This is a genomic window from Neisseria gonorrhoeae, from assembly GCF_003315235.1.
In the GTDB taxonomy this organism is placed as follows: domain Bacteria; phylum Pseudomonadota; class Gammaproteobacteria; order Burkholderiales; family Neisseriaceae; genus Neisseria; species Neisseria gonorrhoeae.
Genome location: NZ_QNRU01000005.1, coordinates 53,578 through 69,582 on the forward strand (window position 1 = coordinate 53,578; position 16,005 = coordinate 69,582).

Sequence of the window (16,005 nt, forward strand, 5' to 3'; positions counted from 1 at the left end):
TTGAATTTCAGACGGCATTGAGCAGCAGCCTGACGATGTATGCGTCCTGCGGCTGCGTCAGTTTCAAATTGCGCGCGTCGCCCTGTATCAGTAGCGGACGCACACCCAGTTTTTCCACGGCGGACGCTTCATCGGTAATGCCGCCCAAGTTTTCCGCAGCCAATGCGCGGTGCAGCAAACCCGCTTGAAAAAGCTGCGGCGTTTGCGCCTGCCAAAGCCCCGAACGGTCGACAGTTGCACTGATTTGTCCGCTTTCTGCGCGCTTGAGCGTATCGGCAACGGGAACTGCCAAAATCCCGCCTTCGGCGGCGTTGCCCGCCTGTTCTATCAACCGCGCCAGAGCTTCAGACGGCAGGCAGCAGCGGGCGGCATCGTGTACCAGAATATTGTCGGTTTCCGCCGCCAAACCGGTTTCCAACAGTTTTGCCACACCGTTGCGGACAGTTTCGGCGCGGGTCTGTCCACCGTTTTTCCACACCCGAACCTGTGGAAATGCCGTCTGAACCTTATCGGCAAACGTGTCTTCGGGCGAGACGACAACGACGGTCAAATCGACGGCCTCATGCCGTTCAAAAATCCCAAGTACATGTTCTAAAACGGTTTTGCTTCCGATTTCGACATATTGCTTGGGTTTGTCCGCACCGAAACGCACCCCGATGCCGGCGGCGGGAATCAGCGCGATATTTTTGCGTTTCATGCGTTTTCCCCGCCGTTTTCAGACGGCACGGCTTCCTTACGCCAAATACAGGCTTCGCCCAAGCCGTCAAGATATTCTTCGTGCGCCGCCAGTTCGGCTTCATCCGCCTTAATCACTTTCAGTTTGGCACCGAGTTTCATTTCGGCAGATGCAACAGGTTTGGCTGTCGGTTCTTCCTCCTCGGTCTCCCCCATCAAGTCGAATTGCCGCCGCGTCATCGCCAGATAGACTTCGCCCAAAAGTTCGCAGTCGATCAATGCGCCGTGCAGGACGCGCTTGCTGCGGTCGACGGAAAAACGGTTGCACAGGGCATCCAGGCTCGCTTTCTGCCCGGGGAACATTTCGCGCGCCATCGCCAGGGTATCGGTAACGGTGCAGCCGAGTTCCTCGACGGTCGGCAGCCCCACCCGGCGGAACTCCATATTGAGGAAGCCCACATCGAATTTGGCATTGTGGATAATCAGTTCCGCACCGCGCAGAAAATCGGCAATCTGCCTGCCGACCTCTGCAAACGGCGGCGCGTTTTTCTCTTCCAAAACCTGTATCGTCAAGCCGTGGACGCGTGCCGCCTCTTCGGGCATATCGCGCTCGGGGTGGACATAGAGGTGCAGGTTTTTGTCGGTCATTTGGCGGTTGACCATTTCCAGACCGGCAAACTCGACCAGACGGTCGCCGCCGTCGGCATACAGGCCGGTGGTTTCGGTATCGAGGATGATTTGGCGTGTCATCATATCGGTGTCTTTCTTCTGTCTTCGTAAATTGATTATTTTTTAAGCAATGTATTTTTCTGTTTTCATTTCAATGCACAAACCCACTTATTCACAGTGTGTTCACAACATTGGGCAGGCGGATTGTGTATTTTGGGGACAATTTTTCCAGACGGCATTCAAGGTTTTTTCCTGATTGCCGCCGCGCCTAAAAACCGCCTTTCGCGCTTAATCAAAAATACCGCCAACGGAATATTGCCCAAGGAGACAATCAGATACAGCAGGGAAATGCTGTCAAACAAAAACAGCAATACCGCGCTCAAAACGGCGGCGGAAACCATAAAGATGCCGTTAACGATATTGTTGGCGGCAACGGCGCGGGCGCGGAAAGTCTCGCTGCTGGCGGTTTGCAGCCAGGTATAGAGCGGAACGGAGAAAAATCCGCCGAAAAAGCCGATCAGCGTCATCACCGCCATCACGGGGTATGCCCATCCTTGCGATAAAAACCAAAAAATGCCGTTCAGCCCTTCAAAACGGTGTCCGTGCGTCAGCCACACCAAAACCAGGCCGCAAACCGTCAAACCCAACGCACCAACCGTTACCCAAGCCAACATCAGCCGTTCCCTGCCGAACTTGGCACACAGTACCGAACCGGCGGCAATACCGATGGAAAACAAAGCAAGCATCAGGTTAAAAACATTATCGTTGCCGCCCAAATGGATTTGGGTAAAGGTCGGCAGTTGCGTGGTATAAACCGCGCCGACAAACCAAAACCACGAGATGCCGATAATGGCGGTAAAAACGGGATTGTGCCGCACCGTTTCACGCAGCAGGGATTTTGTACCACGGACAATATTCCACTCGATTTGGGTATCGGCAGCCTTGGCGGGTACGGACGGCATAAACAGGCTGCCGGCCGTTCCTCCGACGGCGACCAGCAAAACCAGTATCCCGACAATATAAGGCGGCGCGCCGGCAACCGCCGTTCCCAAAATCTGACCAAACAGGATGGCGACAAACGTACCGGATTCAATCAGGCTGTTGCCCATCATCAGCTCGTTGTCGTCGAGATAATCGGGCAGAATGGCATATTTAAGCGGGCCGAACAGCGTCGATTGCGCGCCCATGCAAAACAGACAGAGCAAGAGCAGCGGGGCTGACCGGATATAAAACCCGTATGCCGCCACCGCCATAATGATGATTTCCAGCACCTTGACCCAACGCGCCAAAACGGCCTTGTCGAATTTGTTACCCAACTGCCCCGACAGCGCGGAAAACAGGAAATACGGCAAAATAAACAGCAGTGCGCCCAAGTTCAACATCTGTCCGGCAGGCAGAACGCCGTTTTGCCCCAAACCGTAAAACCCGATCATGACAAACAGCGCGGTTTTGAACACATTGTCATTGAACGCGCCGAGAAACTGCGTAGCGAAAAGAGGCCCGAAACGGCGGCTTTTAACCAGTCCCAAACCGCCTTTTTTAGCGTCCATCGTTTTCCTTCTCTTTTTCAATCAGTTTACTTGTCGAATCATCATCCATCAAAATGCGGTGCGCCGGTCCTTCCAAATCGTCAAACTGTCCGTTTTTGCCCGACCACCAGAAAAACCAGCCGATGACAAATGCCAAAATAATGCTGATGGGCACCAGAATAAACATACTTTCCATCACATATTCCCTATCAAATCGTTCAAAACAAAAGTCTGCCCTGACACGGTCAGATATTCGTTACGCAAAGTTCCGACGGGGGCTTCGTCAAAAAACAGCTCGATACGGTCTTTGACCACGCGCCAATATTGGGGAATTTCCGTCTGACCGAACGGCGACAGGACATGGTTGCCCGTCCCATCTTCCAATTTAACGGCAAAACGCCCGCTCTGCAGCCGTGCTTCCGATTCGTCGTCGGCAAGAAGGATGAAAAAGCCTATATGCCGTCCCGATTGGTCATGAATACTGAAATAATGCATAAATTCCCCACCCGCCTTTTTTCAGACGGCATCAACTAAAAACAGGGCGAATGTACCAGTTTGGACGGGAAAAATGCAAAGAAATTCTCCCTCCCCCAGCCGAAAACACCGGCAAACCGCATATCCCCCTTTTTTCCGTCAAAATACCCGACTTCCGCCATTTTCACGCAAACGCCCGATTAAGCCAAGCAATTGCAAAGATTTTTTGCTAGAATAGCCTGCTTCTTTTATCAACCGTTTCAGACGGCTCCACTACTTTCCCGTCAAGGAAAGCAAAGCGGATTCGGCACGAATCCGATTAGTATCCGTGTCCGATTCCAATGCCGTCTGAAACTTTCCGGAGTAAGAAAATGTCCCAAAAATTGATCTTGGTTTTGAACTGCGGCAGCTCGTCCCTCAAAGGCGCGGTCCTGGATAACGGCAGCGGCGAAGTCCTGCTGAGCTGCCTTGCCGAAAAACTCAACCTGCCCGATGCCTACATTACATTCAAAGTAAACGGCGAAAAACACAAAGTCGATCTGTCCGCACACCCCGACCACACCGGCGCGGTCGAAGCCCTGATGGAAGAACTCGAAGCCCACGGCCTCGACAGCCGCATCGGCGCCATCGGCCACCGCGTCGTCAGCGGCGGCGAACTGTACAACGAATCCATCCTCGTTGACGACGAAGTCATCGCCGGCATCGAAAAATGCATCCCGCTCGCTCCTCTGCACAATCCCGCCCACCTCTTGGGCCTGCGTGCCGCGCAAAGCATTTTCAAAGGCCTGCCCAACGTCGTCGTATTCGATACCTCCTTCCACCAAACCATGCCCGAAGTCGCCTACAAATACGCCGTTCCGCAGGAGTTGTATGAAAAATACGGCCTGCGCCGCTACGGCGCGCACGGTACCAGCTACCGCTTCGTTGCCGACGAAACCGCGCACTTCCTCGGCAAAGACAAAAAAGACCTGCGTATGGTCATTGCCCACTTGGGCAACGGCGCATCCATCACCGCCGTCGCCAACGGAGAATCGCGCGACACCAGTATGGGCCTGACCCCGCTGGAAGGGCTGGTAATGGGTACGCGCAGCGGCGACATCGATCCTTCCGTATTCGGCTTCCTCGCCGAAAACGCCAATATGACCATTGCCCAAATCACCGACATGCTGAACAAAAAATCCGGCCTGCTCGGCATTTCCGGCCTGTCCAACGACTGCCGCACCATTGAAGAAGAAGCCGCCAAGGGGCATAAAGGCGCGAAATTGGCCTTGGATATGTTTATCTACCGCCTTGCCAAATACATCGGCAGTATGGCGGTTGCCGCAGGCGGCTTGGACGCACTGGTCTTTACCGGCGGTATCGGCGAAAACTCCGACATCATCCGCGAACGCGTAATCGGCTACTTGGGCTTCCTCGGTCTGAACATCGACCAAGAAGCCAACCTGAAAGCCCGCTTCGGCAACGCCGGCGTGATTACCACTGCCGACAGCAAAGCCGTTGCCGTGGTCATTCCGACCAACGAAGAGCTGATGATTGCCCACGATACCGCCCGTTTGAGCGGTCTGTAAGGTTTTATCCTCACGCGAACTGCCTCCGGAAACGGAGGCAGTTTTTTTATAGTGGATTAAATTTAAACCGGTACAGCGTTGCCTCGCCTTGCCGTACTATTTGTACTCTCTGCGGCTTCGTCGCCTTGTCCTGATTTTTGTTAATCCACTATATCCGGCTTTCCATGCTTAAACAGCACTACCTCTTTTCAGACATTGACGGTTGCAGCCGCCTACCTGAACATTAATGATTGACTATTTTTTAATCATGTTATTATTTTCCATAAAATACATGGCATTAAGATGTTTTTCCACAAAAGATACACACACCGGCAAACACCGGCTGTGTTTATCTTTTCTTATGCCTACTTTTTAATCATCGTATTTTTATCTTTTAATTTCAATACGCAAACCGACTTATACACACGGTTTTCACATCTTTGGACTGCTTCCGTGTGTATAGCGGATATTGCCGTTTTCCTGTCTGACAAAAATGCCGTCTGAGAACTTCAGACGGCATTTGAAACATCGGAATCAGCGGTTTTGTTCATACCACTCGATAAACTTGTCTGCTTTGACAAAACCCAGCAGCGGCTCGCTGCGGCTGCCGTCGGCGCGGACGACAAACACGCCCGGCGGCCCGAACAGACCGTATTCTTTCAACAACGCCTGATGTTCGGGCGTGTTGGCGGTTACGTCGATCTGGAAAAAGCGTTCCATATCGACTGCCTGATGCACTTCCGGCTGATTGAGCGTGTAAACCGCCATTTCTTTGCAGGAAATGCACCAGTCGGCATAAAAATCCAAAACGACAGGTTTGTCGGGATGTTCTTTCAACGCCGTATCCATCGCTGCCTTCAGCGCGGCAGTATCGGCAAACATTTTGCCGTGTTCCGAAAATTTGCCTGCTTCGGCCGGCGGATTGAGGGTCAAGAAATGGTGCAGCGCGGTCGTTTTGCCGTTTGCGCCCTGCCAGCCGAACCACGCGCCGCCTATCAGCAATATGCTGCCCAATGCGAATGCCACAGCTTTCGGACGGCGTTTCTGCCTGCGTCCGTTGACCAGCAGCATAAAGGCAGGAACCAGCATCAGCAGCGTGTACAGCGCGACGACGAGATAATAGGGCAAATGCGGCGTGGCGAGGTAAACGGCGACGGCAAGCAGGATAAAGCCGAAAGCGTATTTGACGGCATTCATCCAATCGCCCGCCTTAGGCAGGATATGTCCTCCGAACGTGCCGATGGCAATCAGCGGCACGCCGGTGCCCAACGCCAAAGTGTAAAGTGCCAAACCGCCCAAAACCGCATCGCCCGTCTGACCGATATAGCCCAAGGCAAACGCCAGCGGCGGGGCGACGCACGGTCCGACAATCAGTGCGGACAGAATGCCCATAATAAAGACGGAAACGATTTTACCGCCGGAGAGCCTGCTGCTCTGGTTTTGGAAATATGACTGTACGGCGTTGGGAAGCTGGATGTTGAACAGCCCGAACATAGACAGCGCCAAGACGACCATCAAAGCCGATGCCGCCAACACGACCCAAGCCTGCTGCAACCATACGGTCAGCAGCGCGCCCGTCAGTCCGGCAACAATGCCGACCAGCGTATAAGTCAGAGCCAAACCCTGAACATAAACGACGGACAGCACAAACGCCCGCGCCTTGCCCGCCTTTTTGTCACCGACCACGATACTGGACACAATCGGCAACAGGGGATACATACAAGCGGTAAAACTCAGGCCCAAACCGGCGAGAAAAAACGCCAAAAGATTGGCGTTGAGCGTATCCCAAGACAGCTTGAAACGGCCGTCGCCACCCTCGTCCCCCTTCGGGGGCGGCAACGCCCCGCTGCCGTTTTGAGAGGAAGGCTGCAAAAAACGGTCTTTGGCGGATGCCGGTTCGTCGGTTTGCGGATGGTAAGTGCCGTTGCCGGAAATATCAAACTCGGTATCCACGGGCGGATAGCACACGCCGGCTTCGGCACAGCCCTGATAGGTCAAAACCAATTTATACGGTTCGCCGACAGCCTTTGCATAAGGAAAGGCAACCTGCGCCTCGTGATGGTGAACCGTCTGCCTGCCGAAAAACTCGTCTTCCTTCTCTTCGCCCTTACTGAAAGAAGGCTGTCCCAACAAATCCGCCGGATCGGTCTTGCCGACGATTTTCGCCTGATACATATAGTATCCGTCGGCAATCCTGAAACGGACGTTCACGCCGTCGTCGGCAACAGTAAGCTCCGGCGCGAATGCCTTTTCCGGCGGCAGCAGATCGTTCGCATCCAGCGCGAAAGCCCGTCCGCACAACATCAAAAATACGGCGAACAGGCAAATCAGTTTTTTCATAATCGAATCCGTTTCAGACAAATAATTTGTCCGCATTATAAATGGTAAGGTTGACGGTAGGATTTAATTTATGTAAAACCCGCCATTATCCGAACCTATTTCCATAAACATCTTATCGGACCCGCCATGTACGATGTCAATACCCACGATGTCCGCCGCTTTTTCGCCCGCGTGTGGCAGCAGCGGCTCAATCCGCTGCAATTGGGCGCGTTGGAACAGAAAGCCCTCCGCATTGTCGAAGCCCATCCCGAATACCACCGTTATCTCGAACGCATCGAAGACCATCTGGACACCGACTGGCTGCCCGAAAACGGCGAAAGCAACCCCTTCCTGCATATGTCGCTGCATTTGTCCGTCCAAGAACAGGCGGGCATAGACCAGCCGCACGGCATACGCGCCATCCACGACACCCTGTGCGCCAAACGCGGCTGGCCGGAAGCCGAACACGAAATGATGGAGGCACTGGCGGAAACACTGTGGACGGCGCAACGCTACGGTACCGGTTTGGATGTCAATTTCTACATGACCCGACTGCGCAAACTCATCGGCTTGGGTGCAGAGGATCAAGCCAGGTTAAACCCGCATGAAATCGCCTGACCATACCGACCGCCTGCAAAATGCCGTCTGAAGCGGAACAACCCCTTTCAGACGGCATTCATTTTCCCCCAATCATTTCCACAACGCGCGTTTCAACATAATCAACCAATCCTTCTTATCCAAAACGGGGCGTTGTGCAAACACATCGTATCGGCACGCGTCCAGTTTCTGCAAAATCAACTGCGCCCCCAACACAATCATACGGAGTTCCAAACCGATACGCCCTTTCAATTCGCGCGCCAAAGGCGAACCCGCCTTCAGCATACGGAATGCACGCCGGCACTCATACGCCATCAGCCGCTGAAACGCCGCATCCGCCCGTCCTGCTGCGATCTGTTCCTCAGAAACACCGAATTTCAACAAATCGTCCTGCGGGATATAAACCCTGCCCTTTTGCCAATCCACAGCTACATCCTGCCAAAAATTCACCAGTTGCAAAGCCGTACAAATACCGTCGCTTTGCGCTACGCACACCGCATCCGTTTTCCCGTATAAAGCCAGCATAATGCGTCCGACAGGGTTGGCGGAACGCCGGCAATAATCGGTCAGATCGCCGAAATGCGCGTACCGCGTTTTAACCACATCCTGCGAAAACGCCGAGAGCAGATCATAAAACGGCTGCAAATCCAAACCGAACGGCACAACCGCCTCGGCATCCAATCGTGCAATCAAAGGATGCGCCGACCGGCCGCCCGATGCCAACACGTCCAACTCGCGCCGCAAACCCTCCAACCCCGACAACCTGGCTTCAGACGGCATACTGCCCTCGTCCGCCATATCGTCCGCCGTCCGTGCAAACGCATACACCGCATGAACCGGCTTCCTCAACCTGCGCGGCAAAATCAGCGAACCGACGGGAAAATTCTCATAATGCCCAACCGACATACCTTCTCCATCCATCAAACAAAATGCCGTCTGAAACGGAACAAACCCTTTTCAGACGGCATCAGATACCTCCAAGCTGCCGGCAATCAGTGGTGGTAATGACCGTGCGAACCGTGGACATGACCGTGTGCGATTTCCTCATCGGATGCATCGCGCACGCTTTCAACCGTAGCTTTAAAGCGGATTTTCATGCCTGCCAAAGGATGGTTGCCGTCCACCACCGCCTTGCCGTCGGCAACATCGGTTACACGATAGACGACAACATCGCCGGTTTCAGGATCGTCGGCTTCAAACATCATGCCGACTTCGACTTCAACAGGGAACGCGCCCGCATCTTCAATACGGACCAACTCCGAATCCTGCTCGCCGAACGCATCGTCGGACGAAAGCGCCACATCGACCGTATCGCCGGCATCCTTACCGTGCAACGCCTCTTCCACCAAAGGGAAAATGCCGTCGTAACCGCCGTGCAGATACGCAATCGGTTCTTCGGTTTTATCCAAAAGCTGATTGTTGGCATCATACATCTCATAATGCAGCGAAACCACGGAATTTTTTGCAATAGCCATATTTGTCCTTTCAGGAACAGCAGATTGATTACAGGCGCATTCTAACACAACCGCCGCGCCGGCCGATTACCGTTAACCTGTTCATAAACTGTACGGCACATATTTCAATGTAAATTTTTGTTATTTTATTGCAGTGTAAATTTTTTACAACACTCTCAAAAACCATTCCGACCCATCTGCCGACTTCCCCAATCTGCCTTAATAAATCATACAAGATACTGAATTATATTAATCTCTATAATATTTATCCCTATCGGATTTTTAACAGCAAAACCGTTTTACAGGATTTATCAATCCGCCCGCCAGAAAACTTTTCATTCAAACCTTTTTCCCATCTGTACGACATTGCAATCCCTTATTCCATGGTGCATAATTACGCAAATTCAGCGATGAATTTCCAACCCGGTTTGTAGCATGGTCGAAAAAGACCTATTTGTTTCAATAATTTAAATTGATTTTAAAGGTTACTAAAATGAAAAAATCCCTGTTTGCCGCTGCTTTGTTGTCTTTGGCTTTGGCTGCCTGCGGCGGAGAAAAAGCCGCTGAAGCTCCTGCTGCTGAGGCTTCCTCTACCGAGGCACCTGCTGCCGAAGCTCCCGCTGCCGAAGCACCTGCCGCCGAAGCACCTGCCGCCGAAGCACCTGCCGCCGAAGCTGCTGCTACCGAAGCACCTGCCGCCGAAGCTGCTGCTACCGAAGCACCTGCCGCCGAAGCTGCTGCTACCGAAGCACCTGCCGCTGAAGCTCCTGCTGCCGAAGCTCCTGCTGCCGAAGCTGCAAAATAAGCATTTTCCGCTTGCAAAAAAGCAGGATACGTTCAGTATCCTGCTTTTTTGATTTTTCAGACGGCATCAGATTCCCTTCCTCAATCTTCTCCCTACCCTTCCGACAAACATGCCTGACCTTCATACCGAATTTTCCCGACTCCTGCCGGCAGATGAAATTGCCGAACCTTCTCCGACGCTTTTAAAAGATCAGCGCAACCGCTTTACGTCTGCACCAGACATCATTTTGCAGCCGCGCAGCGTTGAAAGCGTGCAAACCATTATGCGTTTTTGTTACGAACACCGCATTCCGGTTACGCCGCAAGGCGGCAATACCGGTTTGTGCGGCGCGGCAGTATCGGAAAACGGCGTATTGCTGAACCTTTCCAAACTCAACCGCATCCGCAGCATCAATTTGTCAGACAACTGCATAACCGTCGAAGCAGGTTCCGTACTCCAAACCGTCCAACAGGCAGCCGAAGCCTCAAACAGGCTGTTCCCACTCAGTCTCGCCAGCGAAGGCTCGTGCCAAATCGGCGGCAACATCGCCTGCAATGCCGGAGGTTTGAACGTATTGCGTTACGGCACGATGCGCGACCTGGTTATCGGTTTGGAAGTCGTCCTCCCCAACGGCGAACTGGTTTCCCATCTCCATCCCCTGCATAAAAACACCACCGGCTACGACCTGCGCCATCTGTTTATCGGCAGCGAAGGCACACTGGGCATCATCACTGCCGCCACGCTCAAGCTTTTTGCCCGTCCCTCGGACAAGGCAACGGCATGGGTCGGCATTCCCGACATCGAATCCGCCGTCCGCCTGCTGACCGAAACCCAAGCGCACTTTGCCGAACGCTTATGCAGTTTTGAACTGATCGGCCGTTTTGCCGCCGAGTTGTCTTCCGAATTCAGCAAACTCCCCCTGCCGACACATTCAGAATGGCATATTTTACTTGAGTTGACCGACTCATTACCCGACAGCAATCTTGATGATCGGCTTGTCGAATTTCTTTATAAAAAAGGATTTACCGACAGCGTATTGGCGCAAAGCGAACAAGAACGTATCCATATGTGGGCGTTGCGCGAAAACATCTCCGCCTCCCAACGCAAACTGGGCACCAGCATCAAACACGATATTGCCGTTCCTATCGGGCGCGTTGCCGACTTTGTCCGCCGGTGCGCCAAAGATTTGGAACAGAATTTCAAAGGCATACAAATCGTCTGCTTCGGACATCTGGGCGACGGCAGCCTGCACTACAATACTTTCCCGCCCGAAATCCTCAGCAATGAAGTTTACCGTTACGAAAACGACATCAACAGCACAGTCTATCGCAACGTCCTTGCCCGCAACGGCACGATTGCCGCCGAACACGGCATAGGTATCATCAAAAAACAATGGCTGCCCGCTGTCCGCACGCCCTCTGAAATTGCCCTGATGAAAAGCATCAAACAACACCTTGATCCATATAACATTATGAATCCTGGCAAACTGCTTCCGTAACCGGCATTTCTGATTTGCATACACAACAAAGAAAAGGACAATAGATCCGATTGTCGGTTTAGCGCGAGCTCGTGGACGTGGCGAGTTAGACCGTATTGAGCAAATGGATTTAGATTTTTTCCATCGCACTCGAGCACGCTATTTAGAATTAGTAAAAGATAATCCAAAAGCAGTCGTAATTAATGCAGAGCAGACTATTGAACTTGTTCAAGCTGAAATTGAAAGTGCGGTAAAAATTGGTGGAAATTACACGAAAAATGACCGCACTTTTAAAATAATAAAATCGGCAGTGAATTTCCCTGCCGATTTTATTTTGTTACAATTTAACTTAAAACGTCCACTGTAAATTCAACGCACCTTGTTTAGCGTGATGATGTTTGCTTGTTTGGCGGTTGAATGAGGCTTGCAAGGTTAAGTGAGATTTGATTTTCGCTGCTACACCTAATTGAGTTTCAATTACCGTCTTATTGTTTATCACTCGACGATCCCCGTCTATTTCCACACCGAAAGGTTTTTGTTGGTAGATTGAATTGACAGCAACAAATGGTTGGAAAGTGACGCCATTAGTGAAAGCAAATTGCGCTTTAGCTTGAACGCCCACTCGGCTTTGTAATTGGCGGGAGCCAAGCAAATTCACTTGGGCATTTTCGCTATCGCTGAATTTTCCGTTTACCCCCAAATAAGTCAATTGCGCCTGTGGTTGTAGGTAAACACGAAGGCTGTTGCCCTTTTTAGTGAAGTGTTCCGCCAATAACGCATTGTGACCCGCTTCAATTGAGGCAGTAATACCTTTTGAAGTAAAACGTTCTGTAGCATATTCAGTGTTAATGCGGTGGCGGAAACGTTGATATTGCATCCAGCTATCAACATACGCACCTGTCTGTTTGTCCTGAAGCTGATGCCAAGTGGCGTAAACGCCCGCACCAAAGCCTTTCACATTTCCCGTTGTAAGATTGTCTGTATCCGGATTGCGGAAAGTGCTGCGTTGTTCTGCTTGTCCGCCCATTAAGCCAATAGAAAGTTGATTACTTTCGTTTTGCCATGTGAACACCTCGCCGCCGAGTTGCACACCTTTTCGATAGCCTTCTACAGGTGCTGTTTACCTTGCACCCATTGGTTGGAATGTCCGTCAATCACACGCAACCACAAGCCTTTGCGTGGTAAAGTGCGGTCGAAAATATCACTGTTTTTGTCGTTCAAACGCAAGGCGAATAAGGTATTGGCGGCTTGAGCCTGTTGTGCATAAATCGCAATATCATCGCGTTCTTGCACTTTGGTAAAAAAGCCCTCTGGGCGTTGTTGTAAAGAGAGCGTATAAATTCCCTTTCGGTATTTACTGGAAAGTCTAAAGGCATCTTTATCTGCGGTGTCATTTACTTTGACAATTTGATGCCCGTCTAGGTGTTTCAAATTATCCAACGCTTTTCCCTCAAAAATAATATCTGATGTGCCAGTTATATTTTTTTCAAAAGTTAAAACTGGTATTTCAGGGACTTTATCTTTTAGATCGTAAGCAAAACGAAAGCGAGCTCCGCCAGCATAATCTTCTTTTACGAGTAAACTTTCATTTTTAGTGTTGAAACGAATTTCAGCATTTTTTGTTATTAAATAATCAATATTAGAGTTCCAACGGGGTTCCCATAGAGAATTTGTTAATTCTAATGCTCCCAAATCAATCGTTTGTCCGATAACGTGCGAGTTGTCTGTAACCTCAATATAGTGGAATGGATCTAAACCAGCATATAGATGCTCTTGCCAACCAGTAAGCTTATTAAGTGTTGGGCGAAGCCATTCGATATAATTACCTACAGATAAAATTTCGCTGTTGATATGGCTATTTTTTATTTGTGATGCTAAGGCGAAAATATCGCTCTTTATTAATATTGGGCCATAGTTTCCGAAGGATGAAATTTTACAATTATCATTATTGGAATTCTCAGTATTTACACAGTCCTTAAAATATTGCCGGAGTGGTTTTTCTTCTTCCCCATTTCTTTTTTCAACCCCGAAACCTCGGGCGAAGCCAACAAGGTAATCTTCAGTGTATTCCTTGTCATAAAAAGAAATCTTTTTTGAGTTGTTGATGTTTTCGAATTGGTGTGTTTTAGAGGATAGTGCGGGAACTTTGAGAGAGTTCTGAGAGCTACCATTCGTCGGTTTTAAAAGATAAGTTTCTTGTTTCCAGTATTCGCTGCTTTTATCTCTAAGTTTTTTTTAAGCGATCAATTTGCTCATTTGTTAATTTAGAATTGTCGTAAACGTAATCAACAGCCAAAAGCGGAGAGGTATAAAGAATAGAAAAAAATAGACTTATAATAAATGATTTTTTAAACTTCTGCTTGCTTCGAGTTTCATAATAAATTTTCCTTTATCAAGTAAAAATAAATAGGGCGTGGATTTTAGCATAAAACTGAACAAAAAATGTCATTTAGTTCAAATTTTCTCTATTTATTTCTTATTTATTAAAAGTAAACGTTTGCTTTTTGCTATTTTGTCAAGCCGGTTTGAAAATGTGTATAATTGCCCTCGTTATTTACAAAAATTTCAGGAAAAATGACCGCACTTTACCCTTGGCTAATGCCAATTTATCATCAAATTGCTCAAACCTTTGACGAAGGTTTGGGGCATCATGCTGTGCTGATTAAAGCGGATGCTGGTTTAAGTGTAGAACGTTTACGCATCAGGCGGCAGCCTTGCCCGTACCGTCTGAAGCATTGTTTCCACAATCAGCGCGTATGCTTAATCAACCGCTGTTTCTCGCGTTTCCAGTCGGCTTCCTTCATACTTTGTCGTTTATCGTGCTGTTTCTTACCTTTTGCCAAACCGATTTCCATCTTGATTTTTCCGCGTGAAAAATGCAAATCCAGCGGCACGATGGTGTAACCTGCACGTTCGGTTTTTCCGATTAACTTATTGATTTCCGACTGTTTTAATAACAGTTTGCGCGGACGTACGGCATCCGGTTTGATGTGTGTCGAAGCCGTAGGCAAAGCCGTAATATGGCAGCCGACCAGATAAAACGCATCTTTTTTCCAATAGATATAACTCTCTTTAAGCTGTACGCGCGCGGCGCGGATTGCTTTGACTTCCCAGCCTTCCAAGACCAAACCGGCTTCAATCCGGTCTTCAATGAAAAAATCGTGAAATGCTTTTTTATTGTTCGCAATAGCCATAAACATCCTATCAATATCCGCCGTCAGACGGTATAAATCCGAAAACAGAAGCCATCATACCGCCTCTTCAACCGCCTGCACAATCTTCTCGGGATACAGCCTGTTGAGGCAGTCGGTATGCCCCAACGGGCATTCACGTTTGAAACAGGGCGAACATTCCAAGTGCAGGCTGACGATTTTCGCCCTGTCGCTCAAAGGCGGCGTATGCGTCGGGCTGGAAGAACCGTAAACCGCCACTACCTTCCTGCCCAAAGCAGCCGCCAAATGCATCAGCCCGCTGTCGTTGCACACGACCGTGTCCGCCAACGACAGCAAATCCATTGCCTGCGACAAATCGGTTTTGCCGCACAAATTGACACACATGCCGTCTGAAAGGCAGTTGATTTCTTCGGCGATTTCATTATCTTTTTGCGAACCGAACAACCAAACCTGCCAACCCGCCTCCGAATAGTGTTTGCCCAACTCGGCAAAATGCCTTGCCGGCCAACGCTTTGCCGGCCCGAATTCCGCACCCGGGCAAAAAGCCAGAACAGGCTTTCCAAGATTCAAACCGAAAGTTTCGACAGAAATTTCCCGCCGCCGTTCATCAATGGAAAACTCGGGGAATCTCGAATGCCCGTCAAAATCTTCCTGACTCTGATGCGCGAGAGCCGTATATCGGTCCACCATCAAAGGCAGACGTTCCTTATCCAGCCTGCGTATATCGTTCAACAGAAAATAACGGCTTTCGCCGACATAACCCGTTCTTTTTCCGATGCCCGTTGCCAGCGCGATGACTGCCGACTTCAAAGAACCCGGCAACACGATAACCCTGTCGTATCCGCGCCGTCCCAACTCCCTGCCGACCCGCCAACGGCGTTTCAGCTCCAACGCACCGTGTCCGAACGGATTTTCAAGAATCTCATTCACTTCCGGCATACGCTCGAACACCGCCATCGACCACTTCGGTGCGAACACATCAATCGTGCAACCGGGATGAAGTTTCTTCAAACGGCGGAACAAGGGCTGGGTCATCACGCAGTCGCCTATCCAACTGGGAGAAATAATCAGGATTTTGATAGACATAAAACGAAACCGAAATCAGACAGGCAGAATTTTACCGCGAAACCGTTGGAAAACCTATCTCGCCGCATTCCGAGCGCCGGACGTGCAAATGTGAAAAAGCCCGAACATTCAAGTTCGGGCTTCAAAATTCTGGCTCCCCGACCTGGGCTCGAACCAGGGACCTGCGGATTAACAGTCCGTCGCTCTACCGACTGAGCTATCGGGGAATGGGGCGTATTATA

The 16,005-nt window shown here is 50.4% G+C and carries 17 protein-coding genes and 1 tRNA gene; 5 read left to right on the top strand and 13 right to left on the bottom strand.

The features are described 5' to 3' along the window. Positions 1-7: 7 nt before the first annotated feature. From ispD to DFR77_RS04000, 5 genes are all read right to left on the bottom strand, one after another. The gene (ispD, locus tag DFR77_RS03980) at positions 8-697 is read right to left on the bottom strand and encodes a 2-C-methyl-D-erythritol 4-phosphate cytidylyltransferase (RefSeq protein WP_003693342.1); all 690 of its coding nucleotides are present in this window, start codon (positions 695-697) and stop codon (positions 8-10) included. Then, entirely contained in the window at positions 694-1,428 is a 735-nt protein-coding gene (gene dnaQ / locus DFR77_RS03985) for a DNA polymerase III subunit epsilon (protein WP_003693344.1), read from the bottom strand. The genes ispD and dnaQ overlap by 4 nt, the downstream gene beginning before the upstream one ends. Before the next feature lie 155 nt (positions 1,429-1,583). Next, positions 1,584-2,894, bottom strand: a complete 1,311-nt coding sequence (locus DFR77_RS03990; RefSeq protein WP_113852048.1) for an MFS transporter — start codon at positions 2,892-2,894, stop codon at positions 1,584-1,586. Then, entirely contained in the window at positions 2,884-3,069 is a 186-nt protein-coding gene (gene ccoS / locus DFR77_RS03995; protein WP_003688317.1) for a cbb3-type cytochrome oxidase assembly protein CcoS, read from the bottom strand. Before ccoS ends, DFR77_RS03990 begins: the two co-directional genes overlap by 11 nt. Continuing rightward, positions 3,069-3,368 (bottom strand): HLGFF motif protein, encoded by a 300-nt coding sequence (locus tag DFR77_RS04000; protein ID WP_003688314.1) that lies wholly within the window; start codon positions 3,366-3,368, stop codon positions 3,069-3,071. The genes ccoS and DFR77_RS04000 overlap by 1 nt, the downstream gene beginning before the upstream one ends. A 350-nt stretch (positions 3,369-3,718) precedes the next feature. Between DFR77_RS04000 and DFR77_RS04005 the strand changes: the two genes are divergently transcribed. Continuing rightward, complete coding sequence (locus tag DFR77_RS04005) at positions 3,719-4,915, top strand: acetate kinase (protein ID WP_017146846.1); 1,197 nt, start codon at positions 3,719-3,721, stop codon at positions 4,913-4,915. A gap of 513 nt (positions 4,916-5,428) precedes the next feature. Here DFR77_RS04005 and DFR77_RS04015 read toward each other — a convergent pair. Then, the gene (locus DFR77_RS04015) at positions 5,429-7,270 is read right to left on the bottom strand and encodes a protein-disulfide reductase DsbD (RefSeq protein WP_003691044.1); all 1,842 of its coding nucleotides are present in this window, start codon (positions 7,268-7,270) and stop codon (positions 5,429-5,431) included. Positions 7,271-7,360: 90 nt separating this feature from the next. Here DFR77_RS04015 and DFR77_RS04020 point away from each other — a divergent pair, with 90 nt between their 5' ends. After that, the gene (locus DFR77_RS04020) at positions 7,361-7,831 is read left to right on the top strand and encodes a DUF1841 family protein (protein WP_003688307.1); all 471 of its coding nucleotides are present in this window, start codon (positions 7,361-7,363) and stop codon (positions 7,829-7,831) included. A 72-nt stretch (positions 7,832-7,903) separates the two neighbouring features. Here the strand turns inward: DFR77_RS04020 and hpnC are convergent, their stop codons facing one another. Next, positions 7,904-8,716, bottom strand: a complete 813-nt coding sequence (gene hpnC / locus DFR77_RS04025; protein ID WP_020996842.1) for a squalene synthase HpnC — start codon at positions 8,714-8,716, stop codon at positions 7,904-7,906. Between the two features lie 86 nt (positions 8,717-8,802). Beyond that, complete coding sequence (locus DFR77_RS04030; RefSeq protein WP_003688300.1) at positions 8,803-9,285, bottom strand: FKBP-type peptidyl-prolyl cis-trans isomerase; 483 nt, start codon at positions 9,283-9,285, stop codon at positions 8,803-8,805. 472 nt (positions 9,286-9,757) lie between these two features. Between DFR77_RS04030 and DFR77_RS04040 the strand changes: the two genes are divergently transcribed. The 3 genes from DFR77_RS04040 (at position 9,758) to DFR77_RS04050 (ending at position 11,892) form a co-directional block, all read left to right on the top strand. Further along, on the top strand, positions 9,758-10,069 hold the full coding sequence (locus DFR77_RS04040) for a hypothetical protein (protein ID WP_033910053.1): 312 nt from the start codon (positions 9,758-9,760) through the stop codon (positions 10,067-10,069). 109 nt (positions 10,070-10,178) lie between these two features. Next, complete coding sequence (locus DFR77_RS04045; RefSeq protein WP_003688292.1) at positions 10,179-11,546, top strand: FAD-binding oxidoreductase; 1,368 nt, start codon at positions 10,179-10,181, stop codon at positions 11,544-11,546. A gap of 49 nt (positions 11,547-11,595) precedes the next feature. Next, positions 11,596-11,892 (top strand): nucleoside/nucleotide kinase family protein, encoded by a 297-nt coding sequence (locus DFR77_RS04050; protein WP_198763718.1) that lies wholly within the window; start codon positions 11,596-11,598, stop codon positions 11,890-11,892. On the opposite strand, the gene DFR77_RS14355 is transcribed toward DFR77_RS04050, so the two are convergent. From DFR77_RS14355 to DFR77_RS04080, 5 genes are all read right to left on the bottom strand, one after another. Further along, on the bottom strand, positions 11,875-12,615 hold the full coding sequence (locus tag DFR77_RS14355; RefSeq protein WP_269815428.1) for an autotransporter outer membrane beta-barrel domain-containing protein: 741 nt from the start codon (positions 12,613-12,615) through the stop codon (positions 11,875-11,877). The two genes, DFR77_RS04050 and DFR77_RS14355, sit on opposite strands and share 18 nt — an antisense overlap. 17 nt (positions 12,616-12,632) lie before the next feature. Beyond that, positions 12,633-13,217, bottom strand: coding sequence for an autotransporter outer membrane beta-barrel domain-containing protein (locus DFR77_RS14360; RefSeq protein WP_269815427.1), 585 nt, complete (start codon positions 13,215-13,217; stop codon positions 12,633-12,635). A 1,055-nt stretch (positions 13,218-14,272) separates the two neighbouring features. After that, the gene (gene smpB / locus DFR77_RS04070) at positions 14,273-14,719 is read right to left on the bottom strand and encodes an SsrA-binding protein SmpB (protein WP_010358325.1); all 447 of its coding nucleotides are present in this window, start codon (positions 14,717-14,719) and stop codon (positions 14,273-14,275) included. 54 nt (positions 14,720-14,773) lie between these two features. After that, positions 14,774-15,784, bottom strand: a complete 1,011-nt coding sequence (gene waaF, locus DFR77_RS04075) for a lipopolysaccharide heptosyltransferase II (protein WP_003693355.1) — start codon at positions 15,782-15,784, stop codon at positions 14,774-14,776. Between the two features lie 130 nt (positions 15,785-15,914). Further along, positions 15,915-15,990 (bottom strand) — tRNA-Asn (locus tag DFR77_RS04080). Positions 15,991-16,005 lie beyond the last annotated feature (15 nt).

Coding starts and splice junctions, on each gene's coding strand:
- ispD (WP_003693342.1), bottom strand. CDS start 697: ATGAAACGCAAAAATATCGCGCTGATTCCCGCCGCCGGCATCGGGGTG.
- dnaQ (WP_003693344.1), bottom strand. CDS start 1,428: ATGATGACACGCCAAATCATCCTCGATACCGAAACCACCGGCCTGTAT.
- DFR77_RS03990 (WP_113852048.1), bottom strand. CDS start 2,894: ATGGACGCTAAAAAAGGCGGTTTGGGACTGGTTAAAAGCCGCCGTTTC.
- ccoS (WP_003688317.1), bottom strand. CDS start 3,069: ATGGAAAGTATGTTTATTCTGGTGCCCATCAGCATTATTTTGGCATTT.
- DFR77_RS04000 (WP_003688314.1), bottom strand. CDS start 3,368: ATGCATTATTTCAGTATTCATGACCAATCGGGACGGCATATAGGCTTT.
- DFR77_RS04005 (WP_017146846.1), top strand. CDS start 3,719: ATGTCCCAAAAATTGATCTTGGTTTTGAACTGCGGCAGCTCGTCCCTC.
- DFR77_RS04015 (WP_003691044.1), bottom strand. CDS start 7,270: ATGCGGACAAATTATTTGTCTGAAACGGATTCGATTATGAAAAAACTG.
- DFR77_RS04020 (WP_003688307.1), top strand. CDS start 7,361: ATGTACGATGTCAATACCCACGATGTCCGCCGCTTTTTCGCCCGCGTG.
- hpnC (WP_020996842.1), bottom strand. CDS start 8,716: ATGTCGGTTGGGCATTATGAGAATTTTCCCGTCGGTTCGCTGATTTTG.
- DFR77_RS04030 (WP_003688300.1), bottom strand. CDS start 9,285: ATGGCTATTGCAAAAAATTCCGTGGTTTCGCTGCATTATGAGATGTAT.
- DFR77_RS04040 (WP_033910053.1), top strand. CDS start 9,758: ATGAAAAAATCCCTGTTTGCCGCTGCTTTGTTGTCTTTGGCTTTGGCT.
- DFR77_RS04045 (WP_003688292.1), top strand. CDS start 10,179: ATGCCTGACCTTCATACCGAATTTTCCCGACTCCTGCCGGCAGATGAA.
- smpB (WP_010358325.1), bottom strand. CDS start 14,719: ATGGCTATTGCGAACAATAAAAAAGCATTTCACGATTTTTTCATTGAA.
- waaF (WP_003693355.1), bottom strand. CDS start 15,784: ATGTCTATCAAAATCCTGATTATTTCTCCCAGTTGGATAGGCGACTGC.